Source organism: Schaalia sp. JY-X169 (assembly GCF_014069575.1).
GTDB lineage: Bacteria > Actinomycetota > Actinomycetes > Actinomycetales > Actinomycetaceae > Scrofimicrobium.
The window spans coordinates 1,896,394-1,915,051 of record NZ_CP059675.1 but is presented as its reverse complement, the minus strand read 5'-3'; the positions used below and the strand labels follow the sequence as shown (position 1 = coordinate 1,915,051).

Below are 18,658 nucleotides of genomic sequence, written 5' to 3'. Positions count from 1 at the left end.
CTTAGCAATAAGCGCGACAGCAATAGGGGTTTCTTGAGCCCTTGGGTTCGAGTTGGTTTGGCGGGGCTTATTGGTTTGTCACTGGGAGCAACGGCGCTCCCAGCAGTGGCGATGCCGGTTGCGGATTCTTCACAGGCGGAAGAGAGTCAAACGGTCACTTCGGATGAGAAGGCCACGCAGGAGGACGTTGTAGCACAGGTTCCAGACACCGTGGAAGACGCGGGTGAGGGGACGGGTGAGTCCACTGAAGTGCTCGAGCCGGTTGTGCCCGAGGGGCTCGTGGCAGACGAGGGCGATGGCCTTGAGCAAGTGGGCCTGATGGCGGCCTCGGCCACAACCACGACGGTTCCAGGCGATGTCGCCCTCGGCATCATCAACCAGGAACGTAAGAAGGCGGGGCTCAGCCCACTCCTCAACGTGCAGCCCATGTACGATGCGGCGCTGACGTGGTCGACCTACATGAACAAGGTGAACAAGTTCGTCCATATGTATGAGGTTTATGACTACAGGTACCAGGCATCATTTGCGAAGAACGCTGGATGGCAATTGGGTGGTGACCTGATCGGCAAAGGTTTTTCAACCGAGCAGCAGGTGGCGAACGCGTGGTTGAACTCAACCAAGCACCGCGAGTGGTTGATGGACAAGCACGGGCAAATGGGCGCGGCGGGCGTGGCGAAGGTTGGAAGTTACTGGACGCTCTACGTTGCGGGCAACCCCTCCAAGACTGGATACGTCGACAGAACGCCGACAGGGGGATCTACTGTGCCCGCCCAACCTGCGTTGACGCTGTCAGTGAGCATTGCGGGCAAAGCCGCGTCGGGTTCCACGCTCACCATGGCGACAGCCGTCGCGGGAGCGGGTAGTCAAGGCGTAACGGAGTCGTTCTCTTGGGCAGTCGGGGGAAAGACCATCCAGTCGGGCAAGACATTGCAGCTCACGAACGCCCAAGCAGGCAAGGCTGTGGATGCCACATACACGGTGAAAGACTTGGCCACTCAGAAAACGTTTACCAAGACAGCTCGGGTCAATGTGGCGGAAATTCCCGTCCAGCGCGTCTCTGGCGATTGCCGTTACTCCACCAGCTGTGCGGTCAATAAGGCGCTGTCGTGCAGTGCCAAGCCGGTGTTCATCGCGACTGGAGCGTCCTTCCCGGACGCGCTCTCGATCGGGCCCGCAGTCGCAAAGCTGGGTGGGAGCCTGTTCCTCACCAAGCCTTCCAGTGCCGACCAGATGGTGATCAATGCGGTCAAGGCTAAGAACCCATCACAGATATTCATAGTTGGTGGAACGGGCGCGGTCTCAGACAACGTCGCAAATCAATTGAAGCGAGCCACGGGAGTGACCCCGGAGCGTATTGCGGGCGCTGATCGTTATGAAACCTCCGCGAACATTTACAAGAGGTTCTTCCAGGGGCAGTCGATTCCACTCGTGTTTGTGGCAACAGGGCGTGACTACCCGGATGCATTGTCAGCTGCCGCCGCAGGTGGGGCATTGGGGGCGCCGGTCGTCCTCGTCGATGGCGTCACCGGGAAGGGAATGTCGGCCGACGTGGTTTCAGGGCTAAAGAAGGCAACCAGCAAGGCCGTTATTGTCGGTGGCGAAGGTGCTGTCGGTCGAAATGTCCAAACCAATCTGGCAGCAAACTTCAAAGTTGAGCGGCTGGCGGGGGATAGTCGCTACAGCACGAACGCCGCCGTAAACACCTATATCGGCAAGGTGTCTGGCGAGGCCGTAACGGATGTTTGGGTGGCGACCGGGAGGAACTTCCCGGATGCGCTGTCGGCGGCGGCCCCGGCGGGTGACCCCACGCAACGCCTCGTGCTGTCGAATGGGGCGTGCATTCCTGGCTCAGTGGTGTCGAAGCAGATCAAGACCGCGGATTCGAAGGTGGCCCAAGTCAACCTGGTGGGCGGGACCGGCGCGCTGAGCAGCTCGGTTGCGAGCCTGACGGAGTGTAAGTAGGGGTATCTTGCGGGATGGCGGCGGGCCCTTGCGCTTGAGGCGTGCTTGCAGGCGGATTCCCGCGGACGTGACAGTGTGGCACATCCCCGTTATTGCCGAGGGCGTTCTCAGGGTAGGATAACTGTCGGTCGCGCGCTCGTGGCGGAATTGGCAGACGCGCTGGATTTAGGTTCCAGTGTCTTACGACGTGGGGGTTCAAGTCCCCCCGAGCGCACCGTGATGTCCCGGGTTATCGTTTCGACGGTGACCCGGGATTTTGTTGCCCGGCCCCCGGTAGTCCAGCCTTGTGGTGCGTGGTGCTGCCTTGGTCGAGGTCGCCGTTGTTTTGGTCGAGGTCGCCGTTGTCGCCACAGGTCGCCGTTGTTTTGGCGAATTATCGGCGACCTATGTGGACAGCGGCGACTATCGGTCTGCTGTTGCCGCCCCGGCACCTCCAAATGTCGGAGGTGCGTGACAGAATATGTCTATGACAGAGAGCACATCAGCGCCGCGCGGCGCCAAGTTGGAAGTGGGCCAGGTTGCGCCCCCATTCACCATTGCAACCACAGAGGGCGAAGTGACGCTGGCGAAGTTGGTCGAGGACGCTGCGAAGGGCGTCATCGTCTACTTTTACCCCAAGGCTGGTACGCCTGGGTGCACTAAAGAGGCATGCGATTTCCGGGACAATCTCAACTCGCTGAAGGGGGCGGGGTACACCGTCATTGGAATCAGCGCCGACAAGATGGCGTCACTGGAGAAATTCCAGGCTAAGCAGCAGCTGAACTTCCTGCTCGGCTCCGACCCTGACCACGCCATCATGACGGCGTGGGGTGTGTGGGGGACTAAGAAGAACTACGGCAAGACCTTCCTGGGCATCATCCGCTCCACCTTCGTGGTTGGTAAGGACGGGCGGCTTGAGGTCGTTCAGTACAACGTGAAGGCAACCGGGCATGTAGCGCGGCTGCGTAAGACACTCGGCCTCGACTGACCCTGTCGTGACAGCCTCGAAGTCGCGGTGGGACCCGTTCGAGTACCTGCGCACCCATCGCCGTGACGCAAATCGGTGGAACCCGTCCGAGGACGCGCAATGGCGGGAGCTGATGTCTGTCGGTAACGATGGCATCATCTCTTCAGCCGCCATCGTGCAGGGCCTCCTCACGGCAGGTGCGACAGGTCAGGAGGCGGTCACGGGCGTCCTCGCACTAATCGCGATCGGCATGGTCGGTAGTGGGGCCAGCCAGTACAGCGAGTCAGAGTCTGAACGGCAATCGCAGCTAAGGATCGTGGAGCGGGAGAGCGCGGCGCTTCTCGCTACCCCCGACGAAGAGTTTGACGAACTGGTCGCTATATATATGGACAAGGGGCTGTCAGCCGACCTCAGCCGCGCCGTCGCCACGGAACTGATGGCGAAGGACGCGCTCACAGCGCAGCTCGATGCAGAGTATGGCCTCGATAGCATTCACGGGAAATGGTGGCCGTGGCAGCGTGCAGGGTTGGCCGCCCTGGTGTTCCTAGTCGGATCGGTGCTGCCACTGCTGTTCCTGCTGATCCTGCCCTGGGACATCCGCGGCGAAGTCACGGTGGCGGCGGTGGTGATCGCCCTCGGCATCTCCGGGTGGATCGGTCACCTCGTTGAACACACATCGGCGTGGCGCGCCATGGCCCGCACCGTGCTGGTGGGCGTGACGATCTTGGGAATCTCGACACTTGCAGGCACTTTGGTGACATTCTGATCCCGTCGCGGATCTAGGATGTCAAAATGACCTTCAAATCTTCAATAGCTTCGCTTGCCACGCGTCTCGCAGGCTACCGGTTCGACATTGAAGAGGGGTGGCCCAAAGACGGCGCCGTCTTCATCGGAGCGCCCCACACCTCGAACTGGGACTTTGCCGCGATGCTCGCCATCACTTGGAAAGCAGGGATCCCAGTGCGGTGGCTCGGCAAATCCCAGGCATTTGATAACCCGTTGGGGTTCGTGCCGCGGTGGCTCGGCGGCATTCCCGTCAACCGGGATGCGCCGCAGGGAATGGCGAAGGCACTCAGTGAAGAGCTGGCAGCGACCCCCGGGGCAGTCCTCATTCTGGCCCCTGAGGGGACGCGCAAGAAGACTGACCACTGGAAGTCCGGCTTCTACCGCATTGCGCGGGACGCGGGGTTGCCGATCGTGCCGGGGTTCATTGATTCCACGACAAAGACGATGGGGCTCGGCCCCGCCCTCGTCCCCAGTGGAAACGTGGTGGCGGACATGGACGTTTTGCGGGCGTTCTACGATGGGAAGAAGGGATTCCGACCCGGGCTGGAAAGTGCGGTGCGGATCAGTCTTGAGGACGAGGGCGCCTAGATCATCTTCTTGCGCTGCATGTGCTCAAAGGCGACCCAGCCGATGGGAATCTGCAGGTAGAAGGTGGCCAGACGGAAGGTGACGGCTGCGCTGAGCGCGACGGCAGCGGAAACACCTATTGCGGTCATGCCGACGGTTAGTGTGGCTTCGATCGAGCCGACGCCGCCGGGAACGGGGATCATGGAGCCAAGCGTGTTGCTGACGAGGTAGGCGGCCCCCACCTTCCAGAAGTCGACCGTGGCGCCGAAGGCGAGTAGGGAAAACATGAAGGCCCCGGCGAAGGACAGGGTCTGCAGCAGGGCGCCAAACATCGCTAAACCCAGTGACTTGGGGTGCTTGAAAGCCCAGACGGCCTGCGGGTAGGCCTTCGTCCATACCGACTTGACCTGCGTGAAGATCCACTTGCGGGACTGGGGGATTGCGAGAGCTAGAAGCGCCACTACGAGCACCCCGAAAGCAACCCAACCGACGATGTGCCAGGGGATCTTGATGTCTGGGTCCACACCCACCAGGAAAATTGCGGCGAGTACCAGGATGAAAGAGGTGAGGAACTGGGACAGTTCCATGAGGATCATGGTGGCGACGGCCTGGGACGTCTGCATTCCTCGTTTCGTTAGGAAACGGATGCTGAGGGCGAGGGCGCCCAGCCCCGCCGGTGCGACAACCCCCACGAAAGACGACGCCACCTGAGTGAGGAGGGCGTCGCGGAACGGGACCTTGATGGGGGCAAACACCTTCATGGGGATCGCGGCGCCAACCCATGTGAGAGTCCCGATCGCGAAGGCCGCAATGAACCACAGCGGCTGCATGTCCTTGAAGGCTCTTTCAAACTCTTCTGGTTTGATCGAGCGGGAGACCACGAAGACCACGATGGCAACGAAGAGCACTGCAATGAGGATCTTGGCGGGGCGCTTCTGCCACCACTTCTGCGACTTGGGGGTCGGAGTGGTTGGGGCAAGGGTCATTGCTGGTCCTCTGCGGGTGGGGCTCGTCTGCCTAGGTGGCGGTTTCCCTCAACTTTAGCTTGTTCTCCGCGTTGTGTCGGAGGTTCGTTGTAGGGTCGAAGGCATGACAGAACCTTTGTTTTCGTCCTCGGGCAGATCCCTTGAAGATGAGGTTGCATACATGGTTGGCAACCTGCTCGCCAAGCATGAGCGCCGCGTGGATAAGTTCCTCAAGCGGCTCAGTGTGGGGACGAATGACGGGCAGAAGGCCCTGCGAAGGCTTGACGTTGCCTTCCTCACCGTCGCGGCAGGGACTGGGGTTGCTAAGGGGGTTGGCACCACAGCGCGGAAGAACCTGAAGATCCCCACCAGGGCGATAAACCGGGCGGCTTCGGTGAGCCTGCTGTCGTTCACAGCGCTGTACATTCTTGGTCACGCGCGCGTGCGGGGACTTTCCACGGCTGACCCCCGCGTGCAGGACGCGGTGCGCAATGCGCTCATGGCCAGCGCAGCGCTTCCCATCGGGCAGATGTTGATAGAGAATCTTGCCCGGTTTGCGCGGCCGGCAGTGGGTTTGCCGACAGATCCGCGCACCTGGTTTGTCATGGCTGCGGGTGTGGCGGGCGGCGGGATTGCGGGGAACGCCCTCGGCAAAGGGATAGTTGAGTCCGTTTACGGAGCTTTTGGGGACGCGGAGATTCCGGTTGACATCGATTTCGCGACGGCGGGCGGGCCGACCATCATCGACATGGACGACGTTGTGGTGGACGAGGGCGCCTGAGGTTCAACGTATACACAAGCCCCACGGCGGGCGGCCTATCCTTGAGGTATGACAGAAATTCTGGTTGGCCAGCCCCTGCTCACGCTGTTTCTAGTTGTGGCGCTCGGGGCGGCGGTCGGAGCCATCCGCATTGGCCCCATTCGTCTGGGAGCAGCGGGTGCCTTGTTTGTTGCCCTGATTGTTTCTGCGGCCAACCCGGAACTGTCTGAGGGGTTCGGCCTCGTCCAACAGGTGGGGCTGGCGCTGTTTGTTTATACCGTGGGGATTGCGTCGGGTGCGACGGTGGGGAAGGCGCTGCGGTCGAACGTGCCGCTGATGGTCGGCGCGGTTGTCGCCAGCGTCCTCGGCGCGATTGTTGCGGGAGTGGTTGGTGGTGCGCTGGGGTTGCCGAGCGGGCTCAGCACCGGCCTGTTTACGGGCGCCCTGACTGCTGCTCCGGCGTTGGATGCGGCAACGCGCATGGTTGGGGGGACGGACCCGGCGGTGGGGTACTCGACGGGGTATCCGGTTGGTGTCCTGGTGGGGATCGTTGTCGTGACACTGATCGCGGGGCTGTCGTGGACTGGGAAGAAGGACACTCCACCGCTGGCCGGACGTGGTTTGCATGCACTGACGGTGCGGGTGACGGAGACGATCCAGCCCAAGGATATTCCCGAGTGGGCGGACCAGACCGTGCGGTTCTCCTACGTCAAGCGTGAGGGGAAGACGCGGGTCCTAGTCCCCGGTGAAGAGTTGCGCGAGGGCGACGAAGTGGTCGTTGTCGGCGAGCCCGGTGGTCCCGAACACGTCCTCGAAGAAATCGGTGTTCCGGTCCCGGGGCACCTGGCGGATGATCGTTCCGAAGTGGTGTTTGAGCGGATTGTGCTCTCCAACGACTCCCTGCCCGGTCGAAGTGTCGCCGATCTGCAACTGCCCGCGCAATACGGCGCAGTGGTGACGCGGGTGCGACGCGGGGACTTGGACCTGTTGGCGCGTGAGGATCTGGCGTTGCAGGCAGGCGACATCTTGGCGGTGGTGGCGCCGGCCAGCGAACTTGGCGCGGTGAAGAAGTACCTAGGGGATTCGCAGAGGTCGATTGCGGAGCTTGACTCACTCTCGATCGGGGTGGGACTGGTTCTGGGGATTCTGGCCGGAATGGTGTCACTGCCGCTACCCGGCGGACAGATGTTCCAGTTGGGGGCTGCGGCGGGACCGCTGCTGGTCGGACTGATTCTTGGGGCCCTGCGTCGAACTGGGCCGCTGGTGTGGTCGATGCCGGAATCGGTGAACCTAACGGTTAGGCACCTAGGGATGCTGTTGTTTCTCTCGGCGTTGGGGTTGTCGGCGGGTCCGCAGGTGGCGGAACTGCTGCGTGGGCCTTTGGGGGTGAAGGCACTGCTGTGCGCGCTGATCGTTGCGATCGTGGGTTGCGTGGTGATGGTGGTTGCCGGGTGGCTGGGAGGAATGTCCGCGGCACGCACAGCCGGGGGAGTCGCTGGGTTCCTGGGGCAGCCCGCCGTGTTCCAGGCGGCTGATGCCCGGGTGCGCGATGAGCGGATCGAGAGCGCGTACTCGGTGCTGTTCGCCCTGGCGATTCTGGTGAAAATCTTGCTGGTGCCGCTGGTGTGGGTGCTGTAGGCGGTCCCAGCTTCCACCCTGACGGCGCCCCCGCCGCCTTTTGTGGTTTCCCCGCTCTGCCCAGGCCGCCCTGACCGGCGTCCGCCGCGCTGACCGGCGCCCGCCGCCGCGCCCGCCGCGGGAGCGCCTCCGAAACTGCCGCCCCGCCTGCCGCGACCTCGTCCCCGCCGCCGCGTCCGCCATGCCCCCAACCCCAAAGTCACCGCACGCTCCCGACGTGCACGGCACCTACGGAGGTCCGCCTCGGTTCCTCAGAGGTGCCTTGGTCCCCCGGAGGGGAGATTCCAGACGTTCCTGGGTTGCTTTTTCCACTTGCGGGGGACAAAGGTGCGTCTGAGGGACCGAGGGCGAAGGCATAGACCGAGGGACGTCCATTCCCCTTCTACAACGTGTTGACTACGCGTGCCGGGAACCTGGTGAACTCCGCCTGGTCCCCCACAGCGTCCTCGGAGCTGTACAGGTAAGGAAACAGGTCCCTGCGAATGCCAGATGTGACCTGCGGGGGACCAAAGGGCCGCCGGGGGACCGAGGGCGAAAGCGCAATCGGAGAGTTTGATGCATTGGTGGTCGGCCCGCGTGGGTCAGCCTGCCTGTGAGTCTGGGTTGGAAGATTGGGGCCTTTGACTGTTGTGCCGCGCAGGGCACCCAAGTATTCCGGAGCCGGTTATTCCTTACGGAGCGGGTTACGCCTAACGGAGCGAGTTTGGCCCCATTTGCCCTTGAATCACACCGTTATGCAAGCCAAGCGCGCTCCGTTAGGCGTAACGCGCACCCTTATGACATGGGGTAGCGCCGGGGGCGAGTGCGAGTGGGGCTGACGGTGCGAGTGGGGCGGGCAGGGGACAAGGGCCGGTGGCTGACTACGGCGCCGCCGTCCCCAACCTGTAGAACGTCGCCCAAAACCACAGCGCCGACAGCGTCGACAACCCCAGTGCCAGCGACTGTGCCGCCAGGTACATATTGTCGTTAAAGACCGGGTCCAAATGCGCTGTGAGCTGCGCCGGAACGCCCGTGGAGTACGACGTCGCGACCTCCTGCAACACGCCAAAGTTCGCCATCGTCCCGATGCCCAACATCAAACCCACGGCAAGCGACCCAACCCCAACAACCACCAGGAAAACCACGTACACCACGCGCAGGGGGTAGACCTTGGACGTCCTCTCCTCTATCGCATGGTGCCCAAGCAGCCACATCGCAACCAGCGCGCCCATCCCAATCGCGATCATGTCCCCACCGATTGTGTCGGACAGTCGATGCCACCGCGCTGTCACAGTGGCCGCGCCAATCGACGTCGCCCATCCCAGTGCAAGCAGCATGACAAGCCCACGCCAGCGGTACGAAACCACCAGCAACAGCGCAACCAGAATCGACATGGCAATCGTGGTGTGACCAGAGGGGAACGAGTTATGTGTGTTGTTCTGGTAGATGTCCGCCAGGTCGGGCCTCGGCAGCACAAAGCGCTTCAACACCTCAGCCAGCACCGCAGATGCCCCAAGTGTGAACATTCCCGCCGCCGCAATCCGCCATGACCTGCGAATCACCCCCAGGATCACCAACAGCACCATCACTACGCAAAGCGACGTCACCGATATGACATCCAGATTGTCGAGGGCGTCCGCGACCTCCGCCTGGGTTGCCTGCTGGGCCCCCAGCAGGGCCGCATTTTCCATGTATTGGCCCAGGTGAGTTCGCACCAACCCGATGTAGGTTGCGAAGAAGACGAGGACGGAAAGGACCGACATCCATACCCACCGCCGCCCAATCTGGCTGCGCAACGTGGTTAGAGCAGGCGGAGTCACCGGTGGTGTCCAGTAGGTTTCGGTCGAACTGTACCGCGATGCGCTCACGTCGGCTCCTTTCCTGGCTCTTGCTGCTCCAACTTTACTCAGTTCCCACTACGCTATGAGCATGGACTCAACTTGGGCAGAGCAAAGACGCCAGAATGCTCGTTTGCAGGCAGACCGCCTCCGCGAGCGGGAAGCAACCGAAAGTGCTCAGGCCGCCGAATACTTGAGACTGTTTATTAGTGCGGCTCGCCGCACCGGCCTCGAACCTGAACCTCTCCACGTAAGGGCCGGCGACGGAAAGCAGGCGAAAACCCCTTATCGCGGCTGGTATCTCAAGGCAGACAAATCAGTGGCGGTGGACGAGGACGGAAAGTTCTACATCCTCACCGCACCACTCACGCTGGCTCAGCGCCTACGTGGCGTAAAGCCAGAGCCGTCGCCCCCAACCCTGATCCTTGGGAAGGGGGGCCGTGACGGAGAGCAGATTGACCTCACTGAAGCCCTGACTATGCGCATTCCCACCTGGGCGGCGGGTTAGGGACTCGCGCCGCCGGAGGTGGCGGGCCAGCCCCGCTTCCGGTTGGAGCGGAGCGGAGGTGGCGGGGCAGCACCCACCGCCGACGGACTCCTAGCTCTGGGCCGTCTCGGGTGCGCAGACCTCAGCGAAAGCCGGAGTCTTCTCCGACAGTTCCGTGTAGGCAGTCATGATGGCTTCCTGATCCTCGGCCGCTGCAGCTTCCATTACCTTCACCTGGAGCTCGGAGATCGGCATCCACACCTCGCGGACTTCGGCGTTGGTGATCTTCTTGTCCAGCTCGTTGAGGCTGTTTTTGGTTGCTATCGACATTTCGCCGAGTTCTTCGGCGGACTCCCCGGTCTTGTCAGCAAACTCTGCGCTGAGCTCATCCAGTGAGGTCATGATGGTCGAGCACGCCTCATCCACTGTCTGGGCTGATCCGCTCTGCGCGCCCCCTGACGAACATGCAGCCATCGACAGGATCGCGACGGTTGCGGTAGCGGCGGCAAGAATCTTCTTCATAGCGGTGTAACCCTTCTCAGTTCTTCCCCGACTAACCGGGGCTCCCACGCAGGTGGGCTCTGTCCATTGTTCACAACCCCGGGTGAAATGTTGCGATGTCGAGGGCGAAATGTGGCAATTGCGACGAAACACCGTCTGTGGCAAGGGCGGGTGGGGCGATTCTGTGAAACGGGTGGGTAGTTGCCCCGCTTCCTAGCCCGTTAGTCCCAGACGGGTGGGTAAAGATGTGTGAAAGATGCTGTACGGGTGGGACAAAGGGCCCAAGTCGGGCAGATGTGTCGTGCCGTGCTCGCCGTGCGGCCTGCAACAAACCCGCTGGTCAAGACCCTGTTGCATTACTGAAGGCGCCTCAAGATGGCTGAATGAGCGGGAAAATCGCCCTCGATATCACCCGTGAAGCAACGTAGATTTCGCACCAAATGTGGGCATTGGTGCCTGCATTTTGAGCCCAACGTGCCTAGGAGGGGCGATGCGAAAGTCAACGTCACACAGTGAGAGAAAGCTGCGCAAAGTACGCACCGAGGTGGCGGGACGATCACCTCGGCGTGTTTTTGCCGCATACGCGGGTGTGGTGGCACTGCTGCTTATGGGAGTAGTCCCAGCAGCATCTGCCGTCGAGGACCCCGGATCTAGTGAGGGCGAGCCGCCCTCTAGTGGAACTTCAAGTGGCGATGCAGAAGAGCTGCTTGCTGGTTTGAGTAGTGATCCGCAGCTTTCAGTGGCGTCGGCATCGACCCTGGATCAACCGCAGAGTAGAGATTCTGCTCCCGCGGCCCAGGCGGCAGTGACACCTCAACCCCTGGTTGCTCCTGCGCCCCAATCAGAGCAAAAGAACGCTGAACCCGCGGGTGACCAACCTGAAAGTGGTGGGACCCAGGCGGATCCACCCGGCGGAACCGACCCGCCCGAGGACGCAGACCAGCAAAGCAAAGAGGACCCGCAGAGCGACGACGGGCAGGCCCAGAGCGGCACCAGTCGGTTGATGCTGTCCAACGATCCTATCCCGCTTGCCGACGCGGCTGCCACGGTCACGGTGACGACGAGGACGTTCGGGCCTGTTGGCTCGGTGACACCACCTCAGGTCTCAGCCAACATGGCCAGCACTGCCGGTGCTAACTATGAGTTGTACACCGTCATCTCCGGGCAGCCGGGTACTGCGACGGGCCTGACGTGCACCGTCCAGGCGGCGACGCCCGGCTCCTGTGTGATTGAGGTTCCCGCCGGCCAGGACAACCAGGCTTACTACGTTGTGCAAACCGGCGCGGCAACCGGGACTTACTTCAACCCGGTCCTAAACCTTGGTAACTCCACAACTCCAAACCGTGACACCAACTACCCCGGCCTCACGCCGAATTTGACCGCCAACAAGGCGGTCCAGATGCCAGCCCAGGCTGTCGACCAGTTCGGCAGCAGCAATCCGATTGCTATGTCGTTCGGTGCGGCAGTCAACTCGATTTCTAACCCTGTACTTCAGGCCAGGTGTGAGGCCGGTGTGAACATTGCTGTTGTGCTCGACGTCTCCGGCTCTATGGATACCAACGTGCAAGGCTACGGCACGCGTCTTGCCATGCTTAAGAGCACCTTCAATGACACGACGAACGGGATTCTTGCGGCTTTGAATGGGAGCCCAACGAAGCTGGCGTTCTTCAATTTCGCTACCAACTCACCGGCTTCTGGAAACACGAACGGGTGGAACGCTCCCGTGCCAGTAGCAGTGACGGACGCAAATATTGCGTCTCTACGTGCCAAGATTAATGGCCTTAGCGCCAGTAACTTCACGAACTGGGACCAGGCACTTCGAGCGGTGGCAGATGCCAACTCTGCACTAGGAGCAGCAGACAAGTACGATGTGGTCGTCTTCGTGACAGATGGAGCGCCAAACTACATCCTCGGCTCGAACGGTAGTGGAGGGCAGGCACCCAACGGTGCCAATGTGACGCTGAGGTCGATGGAGGCACCGATCTACCGCGCCAACGACCTCAAGAGCCAAAATGTTCGCGTCATCGGCTACGGAATTGCCCAGGGATCGACGGGTGCGGATAAGGCTCGGCAAAATCTGCGAGCCATCTCCGGTGTTAACCCCTCATCCGACTACTTTGTTGCCGAGGCCGATGCCCTTCGCGAGTACTTGCGTTCACTCTTTGGATCCCTGGCCTGTAACGTCCCCATCACTGTTGAGAAGTACACTCCCGGAGCAACCGCTGGAAGTTGGACTCCGAAGTCCGGTTGGAATATGGGTGTCGACGAGAATGCGGGCAGCGATGGAACTATGACCGATCCAGCCTCGACCCTCACCAACGCTTCGGGGAAGGCCGGGCCTTGGACCCTCAACTTTACGAGTGAAATGCAGAGGGGTGCTGTAACGGTCACTGAGGAAGATCGGACCGGCTGGCAAACGGCAAGTCCCGCAACCTACACAATCTCTAATATCATCACAGGCTCGCCAGAAAACACAGTGAATCTGCCGGCGAATGGTGTGATCGGTGATCTCAAGGCAGGTGATCAAGTCACCGTTAAGTTCTACAACGAAGAAATCACCACCCCGAGCATCGCGAAGAGCTTCACCTCCGTGGCTCAGGGGACGGGAGACCAGTTCCTGGTCAATTACCTGGTGACGGTTACCGGAGCTAACCAAGCCCTGAGCTACGACCTTGGCGATGTGCCGAAGTTTGCGCCCGGAGTGACTCTGGTGAGTGGCTCCGCACAGCAAATCGACAACCCGACTGACCACAACTCAGTTGGTCCAGAACGCAATATCCCACTGCCGCCAGCGGACGGCAAGTTCGTCACGGGAGTCGCCTTGCCCGCCAACGGCGTGCACTACTACCACGTGCAGTGGGCGGTGACCGTCGACAATGACGAGGTCGCCGGACATACCGAATGTGTGCCGCAGACACCAAACGAGGGTTACTTCAACTCGGCACAGCTTTACGTGGCAGGTCAGGACACGCAGGAAGCAACCGCCTGTGGTCCAATTACCCCGGCCGTGATCCCGGCTGTGACCAAGACAGTGGACAGCGGCTTCCCGGCGCAGAATGCCGATGGAACCTGGGACATTAAGTACACGGTCACAGTGACGCTTCCGACCAACGACACGGATAACCCAAATCATCTCAATGGCACCTACTCGCTGACCGACACCCTCAAGTTCGGGGCCGGAATCAGCGTCGTCAACGCGTCTTGGACACGCACCGGTACCCCGGGAGGTAGCTTCACGGGCAACAATGCGGTGATGGCCACCGACCAGATGCTTGCCTTCACGTCTCCGGTTCATGTCTATAACGTGACGGTTAAGGCCAGCATCAATCCTGCCCAGATAAACGACACCACCGATGTCTGTCTCCCACAGGGGGACTCAGGCTTCTTCAACCACGTGCTGCTTACGTCAGCGGGCGTGGACCGCGAAGATACTGCCTGCGCGCCGCCCGTGTTGACCTCGCCAACCGTGGCAAAGACAGCCTCGACCTCGACCAAGAATGCGGACGGGTCGTGGAAGATCAGCTACAACATCACGGTGACGAACACGTCCTCGACCGCGTTGAACTATTCGCTTAGCGACGACGCAGCTACACCACCGACCAGCGCGTCGTGGCAGGCCGGATCGTCATGGGCGAAGAGCAGCCCGGTTGTTGCGCCAGTTGCAACGGGTGGGACAGCGACGGTTGCGCCAGGCTGGAACGGCACTGGCGTCCTCGCCACCGGGAAGATCGGCGGCAACGCCACGCACACGTTCACGGTGTCGCGTAACGCCGTCCTCGACCCCGACGGTGAGTACGACTATCTACACTGCGAGCCGGGTGTCAAGACCACCGGCTTCTGGAACAGCGCCACCGTCACCAATGGTGTTACCACGGACGACCCCGCTGAGGCCTGCGCCCAAATCCTCACCCCGCGCATCAACGTGGAGAAGGGCGTCGCATCGGTCAACCAGACCGCTGTCGATTCCTGGACCGTGGTTTATGACGTGACGGTGAAGAACACGGGTAACATGCCCGGCTCGTTCGGCCTCACTGACGTGCCCAACTTCGGTGCTGGCTTCACGATCACCAGTCAGGGCTGGCTGGGCGACCCGGCAGACGCTCCCGGTTCAGGGGATGCTGATAACTACATCCTCAACGGACAAACCCTCACCTACCAGTACGAGGTCGTAGCATCGTTCGATCCAGAGGTGCTCGAGCCGGGCCTGGTGTGTGAAGCAGACCCAGATGACGCTGGTGCATTTATGAACCAGATCAACCTGGAATCGGACAGCGGACCCGACAGTGATCACGCCTGTGCGGATCCGCTCAGCCCAACCGTCACCAAGACCCTTGGGTCCGTGACGCAAGACCAAGACACAGGTGACTGGACGGTTACCTACAACCTGGTAGTCGCAGCACCATCGGGCGGAAAGGTTGAATCCCTCGCCTACTCACTGAGTGACACTCTGGCCGGCCTGCCGACCGGCGTTGCACGGGTGGGAACGCCTACCGTGACAGGTCCGACAGCCCTCAACGGAGGCACATTCACCGCGGCAAGCCCTGCGTGGAGTGGTGCCGGGGCGATCGGAACCGGAACCTTGCCTGTTGGTCAGGCGCACGCATTCACCGTCACTCAAGTGGTTAGTGTCGGCGCAGGCGCAGTGCCGGGAAACCTGGAATGTGAAGCAGGCACGCCGACCAAGGGCATCATTAACCAAGCCACCGTCACCAACGGTGTCGGCGGCAACAGCGATGAGGCTTGCGGGTCACTTGAGGTGGGGTCGTGGACTCTGGTGAAATCCTCGAACCCGACCTCGGGATCCACGGTTACTCCGGGTAGCACCATCACCTACACGCTAACGGTCAACAATCCCTCCGAAACGGCAGTTACAGGTGTGGTTGTTACCGACGACCTCTCTGACGTCGTCAACAACGCGACACTCAACACTGCGGGACTCCCCGCAGGCGTCACCTATTCGGCAGCTTCCCAAACGCTCACCTGGGCGGCAGGAACGCTGGCGGCTGGCGCGACGAAGACAGTCTCCTACACGGTGACTGTCAACCCCGACGCATACGGTGTCACACTGCGCAACGTTGCTACAGGAGACGGCTCGGTACCGCCGGAAACTTGCCCGACCGATTCCTCGACGTGCAGTACCATCCACGGCACCGACCCGGCCTGGACACTGGCGAAGACCGCGAACCCGCCCTCGGGCACCACTGTTGAACCGGGTGACACCATCACCTACACGCTCTCCGCAACCAGCATGTCGAAAGACAAGGCAGTCAGCGACGTAGAGGTGACGGATGATCTCACTGCCGTGGTTGCATACGCGGATCTTGGCGCACTGCCAGCGGGTTTGACCTACAACGCGGACACCAAGGTCCTGACCTGGGATGTGGGAACGCTGACGGCGGGCACAACCAAGACGATCTCTTACTCGGTGACCGTCAAGGCTGATGCCTACGGAGTGACGATCAGGAACTTGGCAACAGGTTCTGGATCCGTGCCGCCGCAGGACTGCTCGACAGCGTCGCGCACCTGCACCACAACGCACGACACGGATCCAGCTTGGTCGCTGGTGAAGTCGTCTGATCCGGAAAGTGGGTCCACGGTTGAGCCCGGCGACACCATCACCTACACCGTCACGGCAACCAGTCTGTCGAAGGTGAAGGCTCTGTATGGATTGGTCGTCGTCGATGATCTCTCTGAAGTGCTGGACCACGCCGTCCTCGATGAGTCCGACCTCCCAGCGGATGCACTATACGATCCGGTAGACCAGATCCTCACTTGGAATGTGGGCCCTCTGCAAGCCGGCGCAGATAAGGTGCTGACGTACAGGGTCACGGTGAATGAGGACGCCGTCGGCGTTCACCTCACCAACGTCGTGACCGAAGGCGCCGAAGTTCCGCCACCGGTGCCATGCCCGGCGGGGAGCGCGGATTGCCGCACCACCGAGCACGACACGGATCCGGCCTGGTCGCTGGTGAAGTCGTCTGATCCGGAAAGTGGGTCCACCGTTGATCCGGGCAGCGAAATCACCTACACGCTGACCGCGACCAACCTCTCTCTCGAAACCGCCCTCGAAGGCTACGTCGCGGTCGATGACCTCTCTGACGTACTCAACAATGCGGTTCTTGACGAGGACGGGCTACCCGCTGGTGTCACCTACGACGCGGCAACCCAGCGGCTGACGTGGGCTGTTCCCACACTGGAGGCGGGCTCTTCAGCGGACGTTTCCTACACGGTGACAGTCAACGGAGATGCCGTTGGAGTGATCTTGCGGAATGCGGTCACTGAAGGTGGAGAAACGCCACCCCCGGTTGACTGCCCTGCAGAGGATCTCGACTGCCGCACCACCGAGCACTACACCCCGCAGTTGACCGTCTCCAAGCGCGTCATTGACGCTACGCAGAACGAGGACGGAACCTGGACGGTTCGCTACGACGTCACCGTGGCCAACATAGCCGGGTTTGGGACCACCTACTCCCTGACCGATACCTTGCAGTTCGGCGATGGGATCACGGTCGACTCGGCAACCTGGGATGGACAAACCAGCGGAACCTTCGTCGGCAGCAGCGGAGCCCTAGCAGTGGATGAGCCCATCGGGGATGGCATTCCATACCATTCCTACAGGGTGACCGCCAATGCGACGGTTGAGCCAGATGCCTGGTCCGAAGTGGAAGCGCAGCTGGCTTGCCCAGCACCCGAGAGTTCCGACAAGGGCGGCTTCCTCAACACCGCTGCGCTGACCTACCCGGGCAGCCAAGAAGAGGCGCAAGCCTGCACCGAGCCGGGGCTACCAACCGTGGCAAAAGCATTCGAGTCGGCCACCCAAAGTGATGAAGACCCAACCCAGTGGCAGGTCGCCTACACCCTCACGGTGACAGGTGACGGCCAGTGGCCAACGGTCTACTCCCTGAAGGACGTACCCGGATTTGCCGAGGGCGCCACCCCAACCGGCGGCACCTGGCAGCGTACGGACACCGACCCGGCCTCGCCGCCCGAAACGATTGGCGCAGACGGTCAGATCGCGGACGGCGTGGAGATCGATGCTGAAACAACCCACACCTACCGGGTGATCTGGACGGTGGATGTACCAAACGGAGTCGACCCTGACGTGCAGGAATGCAAGGTTCCGGGCGAGGCCGGTAACGGGTTCTTCAACGAAGCCATCCTCACCTCCGGTGGAGTCGAACAAACCGATGACGCTTGCGGTCCGATCGACACCGTGGTTCGCCCCAGTGTCGCGAAGACAGTGACCGGGTTGGTGCAGAACGATGACGGATCGTGGGACGTCACCTACGACGTTGTTGTCACCCTGCCAACCGGTGAAGAAGTGAACCCGAAGGGTCTGTCCGCTAAGTACGACCTCGTCGACGTCCTCGACTTCGGTGCCAGCATCACGATCCAGGCCGCGACATGGTCCGGAGGCGGTTTGGTTGATCAGCCCTTCGTGGATGGGTCAGCCGAAATGGCATCCGGCGCGGTGATCACTCCCGAAGATGCGGTACACACGTACACGGTTACCGTCAGCGCCCTCGTCGACAATGAGGCGTTTGTAGACGGCAGTGCGTACTGCGAACCGGAGAGTGAAACCGGGTCTGGCTTCCTCAACAGGGTGACGCTGATCAGTGCGGGAACCCCATCGGAGGATCAGGCTTGCACTGAGCCCCCGGCACCGGAGTGGACCCTGGAGAAGACTTCAGATCCAGCCAGCGGCTCCACCGTGAAGGCGGGGGATAAGGTCACATACACACTCAAGGTAACCAACAGCAGTGATGAGGCCGACCTGCACGGGGCCGTCGTCAAAGACGACCTCAGTGACGTCCTCAAGCACGCGGCCCTCAGTGGCGATTTGGCTGCCGGTCTGAGTGTTGATGGTTCGACCCTGACCTGGGCGGTCCCAGTGGTTGCCAAGGGAGAGTCGGTGCAGGTTTCCTACACGGTGACGGTGAAGAAGGATGCGGTGAACGTTCAGTTGAAGAACGTCGCCACACCGGACTCACCCGGAGGTGTGTGTACGCCGGACAAGTGCTCGACGACGCACAAGGTACCGCCGACACCGACACCGACCCCGACGCCACCGACGCCGCGCCCGCCGGCACTGCCGAGGACGGGTGCCACGGTTGGCTCCATCCTGCTCGGCGGATTGGTGCTCGGCGCCATTGGCTACGGTCTGAAGAGAAGGAGTCGGATGGGAGCGTGACCTCCATGACGAGGACGTGTAATCCCGGCTAGGCACGG

Annotated in this window: 11 protein-coding genes and 1 tRNA gene; 9 read left to right on the top strand and 3 right to left on the bottom strand. The window is 61.6% G+C overall.

Translation table 11 applies throughout. The features are described from left to right. The first annotated feature begins 33 nt into the window (after nt 1–33). From H2O65_RS08395 to H2O65_RS08375, 5 genes are all read left to right on the top strand, one after another. On the top strand, nt 34–1,962 hold the full coding sequence (locus H2O65_RS08395) for a cell wall-binding repeat-containing protein (protein WP_182141272.1): 1,929 nt from the start codon (nt 34–36) through the stop codon (nt 1,960–1,962). A gap of 132 nt (nt 1,963–2,094) precedes the next feature. After that, nucleotides 2,095–2,176, top strand: a tRNA-Leu gene (locus H2O65_RS08390). Between the two features lie 252 nt (nt 2,177–2,428). Next, the gene (gene bcp, locus H2O65_RS08385; protein WP_182141271.1) at nt 2,429–2,929 is read left to right on the top strand and encodes a thioredoxin-dependent thiol peroxidase; all 501 of its coding nucleotides are present in this window, start codon (nt 2,429–2,431) and stop codon (nt 2,927–2,929) included. A 7-nt stretch (nt 2,930–2,936) separates the two neighbouring features. After that, a complete protein-coding gene (locus tag H2O65_RS08380) occupies nt 2,937–3,674 on the top strand; it encodes a VIT1/CCC1 transporter family protein (RefSeq protein ID WP_182141270.1) in 738 nt (245 codons plus the stop codon). A 26-nt stretch (nt 3,675–3,700) separates the two neighbouring features. Further along, entirely contained in the window at nt 3,701–4,282 is a 582-nt protein-coding gene (locus H2O65_RS08375; protein WP_182141269.1) for a 1-acyl-sn-glycerol-3-phosphate acyltransferase, read from the top strand. On the opposite strand, the gene H2O65_RS08370 is transcribed toward H2O65_RS08375, so the two are convergent. Beyond that, nucleotides 4,279–5,247: a lysylphosphatidylglycerol synthase transmembrane domain-containing protein gene (locus tag H2O65_RS08370; RefSeq protein ID WP_182141268.1), complete on the bottom strand. Its 969-nt coding sequence runs from the start codon at nt 5,245–5,247 to the stop codon at nt 4,279–4,281. The genes H2O65_RS08375 and H2O65_RS08370 overlap by 4 nt on opposite strands. A 103-nt stretch (nt 5,248–5,350) precedes the next feature. Between H2O65_RS08370 and H2O65_RS08365 the strand changes: the two genes are divergently transcribed. Continuing rightward, nucleotides 5,351–6,007, top strand: a complete 657-nt coding sequence (locus H2O65_RS08365; protein WP_182141267.1) for a hypothetical protein — start codon at nt 5,351–5,353, stop codon at nt 6,005–6,007. A gap of 48 nt (nt 6,008–6,055) precedes the next feature. Next, nucleotides 6,056–7,624 carry an aspartate:alanine exchanger family transporter gene (locus H2O65_RS08360; RefSeq protein WP_182141266.1) on the top strand — a complete coding sequence of 523 codons (1,569 nt, stop codon included), beginning with the start codon at nt 6,056–6,058 and terminating at the stop codon, nt 7,622–7,624. A gap of 860 nt (nt 7,625–8,484) precedes the next feature. Here the strand turns inward: H2O65_RS08360 and H2O65_RS08355 are convergent. Beyond that, nucleotides 8,485–9,471 (bottom strand): phosphatase PAP2 family protein, encoded by a 987-nt coding sequence (locus tag H2O65_RS08355; protein ID WP_182141265.1) that lies wholly within the window; start codon nt 9,469–9,471, stop codon nt 8,485–8,487. A 61-nt stretch (nt 9,472–9,532) separates the two neighbouring features. On the opposite strand from H2O65_RS08355, the gene H2O65_RS08350 reads away from it, so the two are divergent. Then, nucleotides 9,533–9,949, top strand: a complete 417-nt coding sequence (locus H2O65_RS08350; protein ID WP_182141264.1) for a hypothetical protein — start codon at nt 9,533–9,535, stop codon at nt 9,947–9,949. Nucleotides 9,950–10,039: 90 nt separating this feature from the next. Here the strand turns inward: H2O65_RS08350 and H2O65_RS08345 are convergent, their stop codons facing one another. Next, the gene (locus H2O65_RS08345) at nt 10,040–10,450 is read right to left on the bottom strand and encodes a hypothetical protein (RefSeq protein ID WP_182141263.1); all 411 of its coding nucleotides are present in this window, start codon (nt 10,448–10,450) and stop codon (nt 10,040–10,042) included. A gap of 469 nt (nt 10,451–10,919) precedes the next feature. Here H2O65_RS08345 and H2O65_RS08340 point away from each other — a divergent pair, with 469 nt between their 5' ends. Continuing rightward, nucleotides 10,920–18,620 carry an isopeptide-forming domain-containing fimbrial protein gene (locus H2O65_RS08340; RefSeq protein ID WP_182141262.1) on the top strand — a complete coding sequence of 2,567 codons (7,701 nt, stop codon included), beginning with the start codon at nt 10,920–10,922 and terminating at the stop codon, nt 18,618–18,620. Nucleotides 18,621–18,658: the final 38 nt, after the last annotated feature.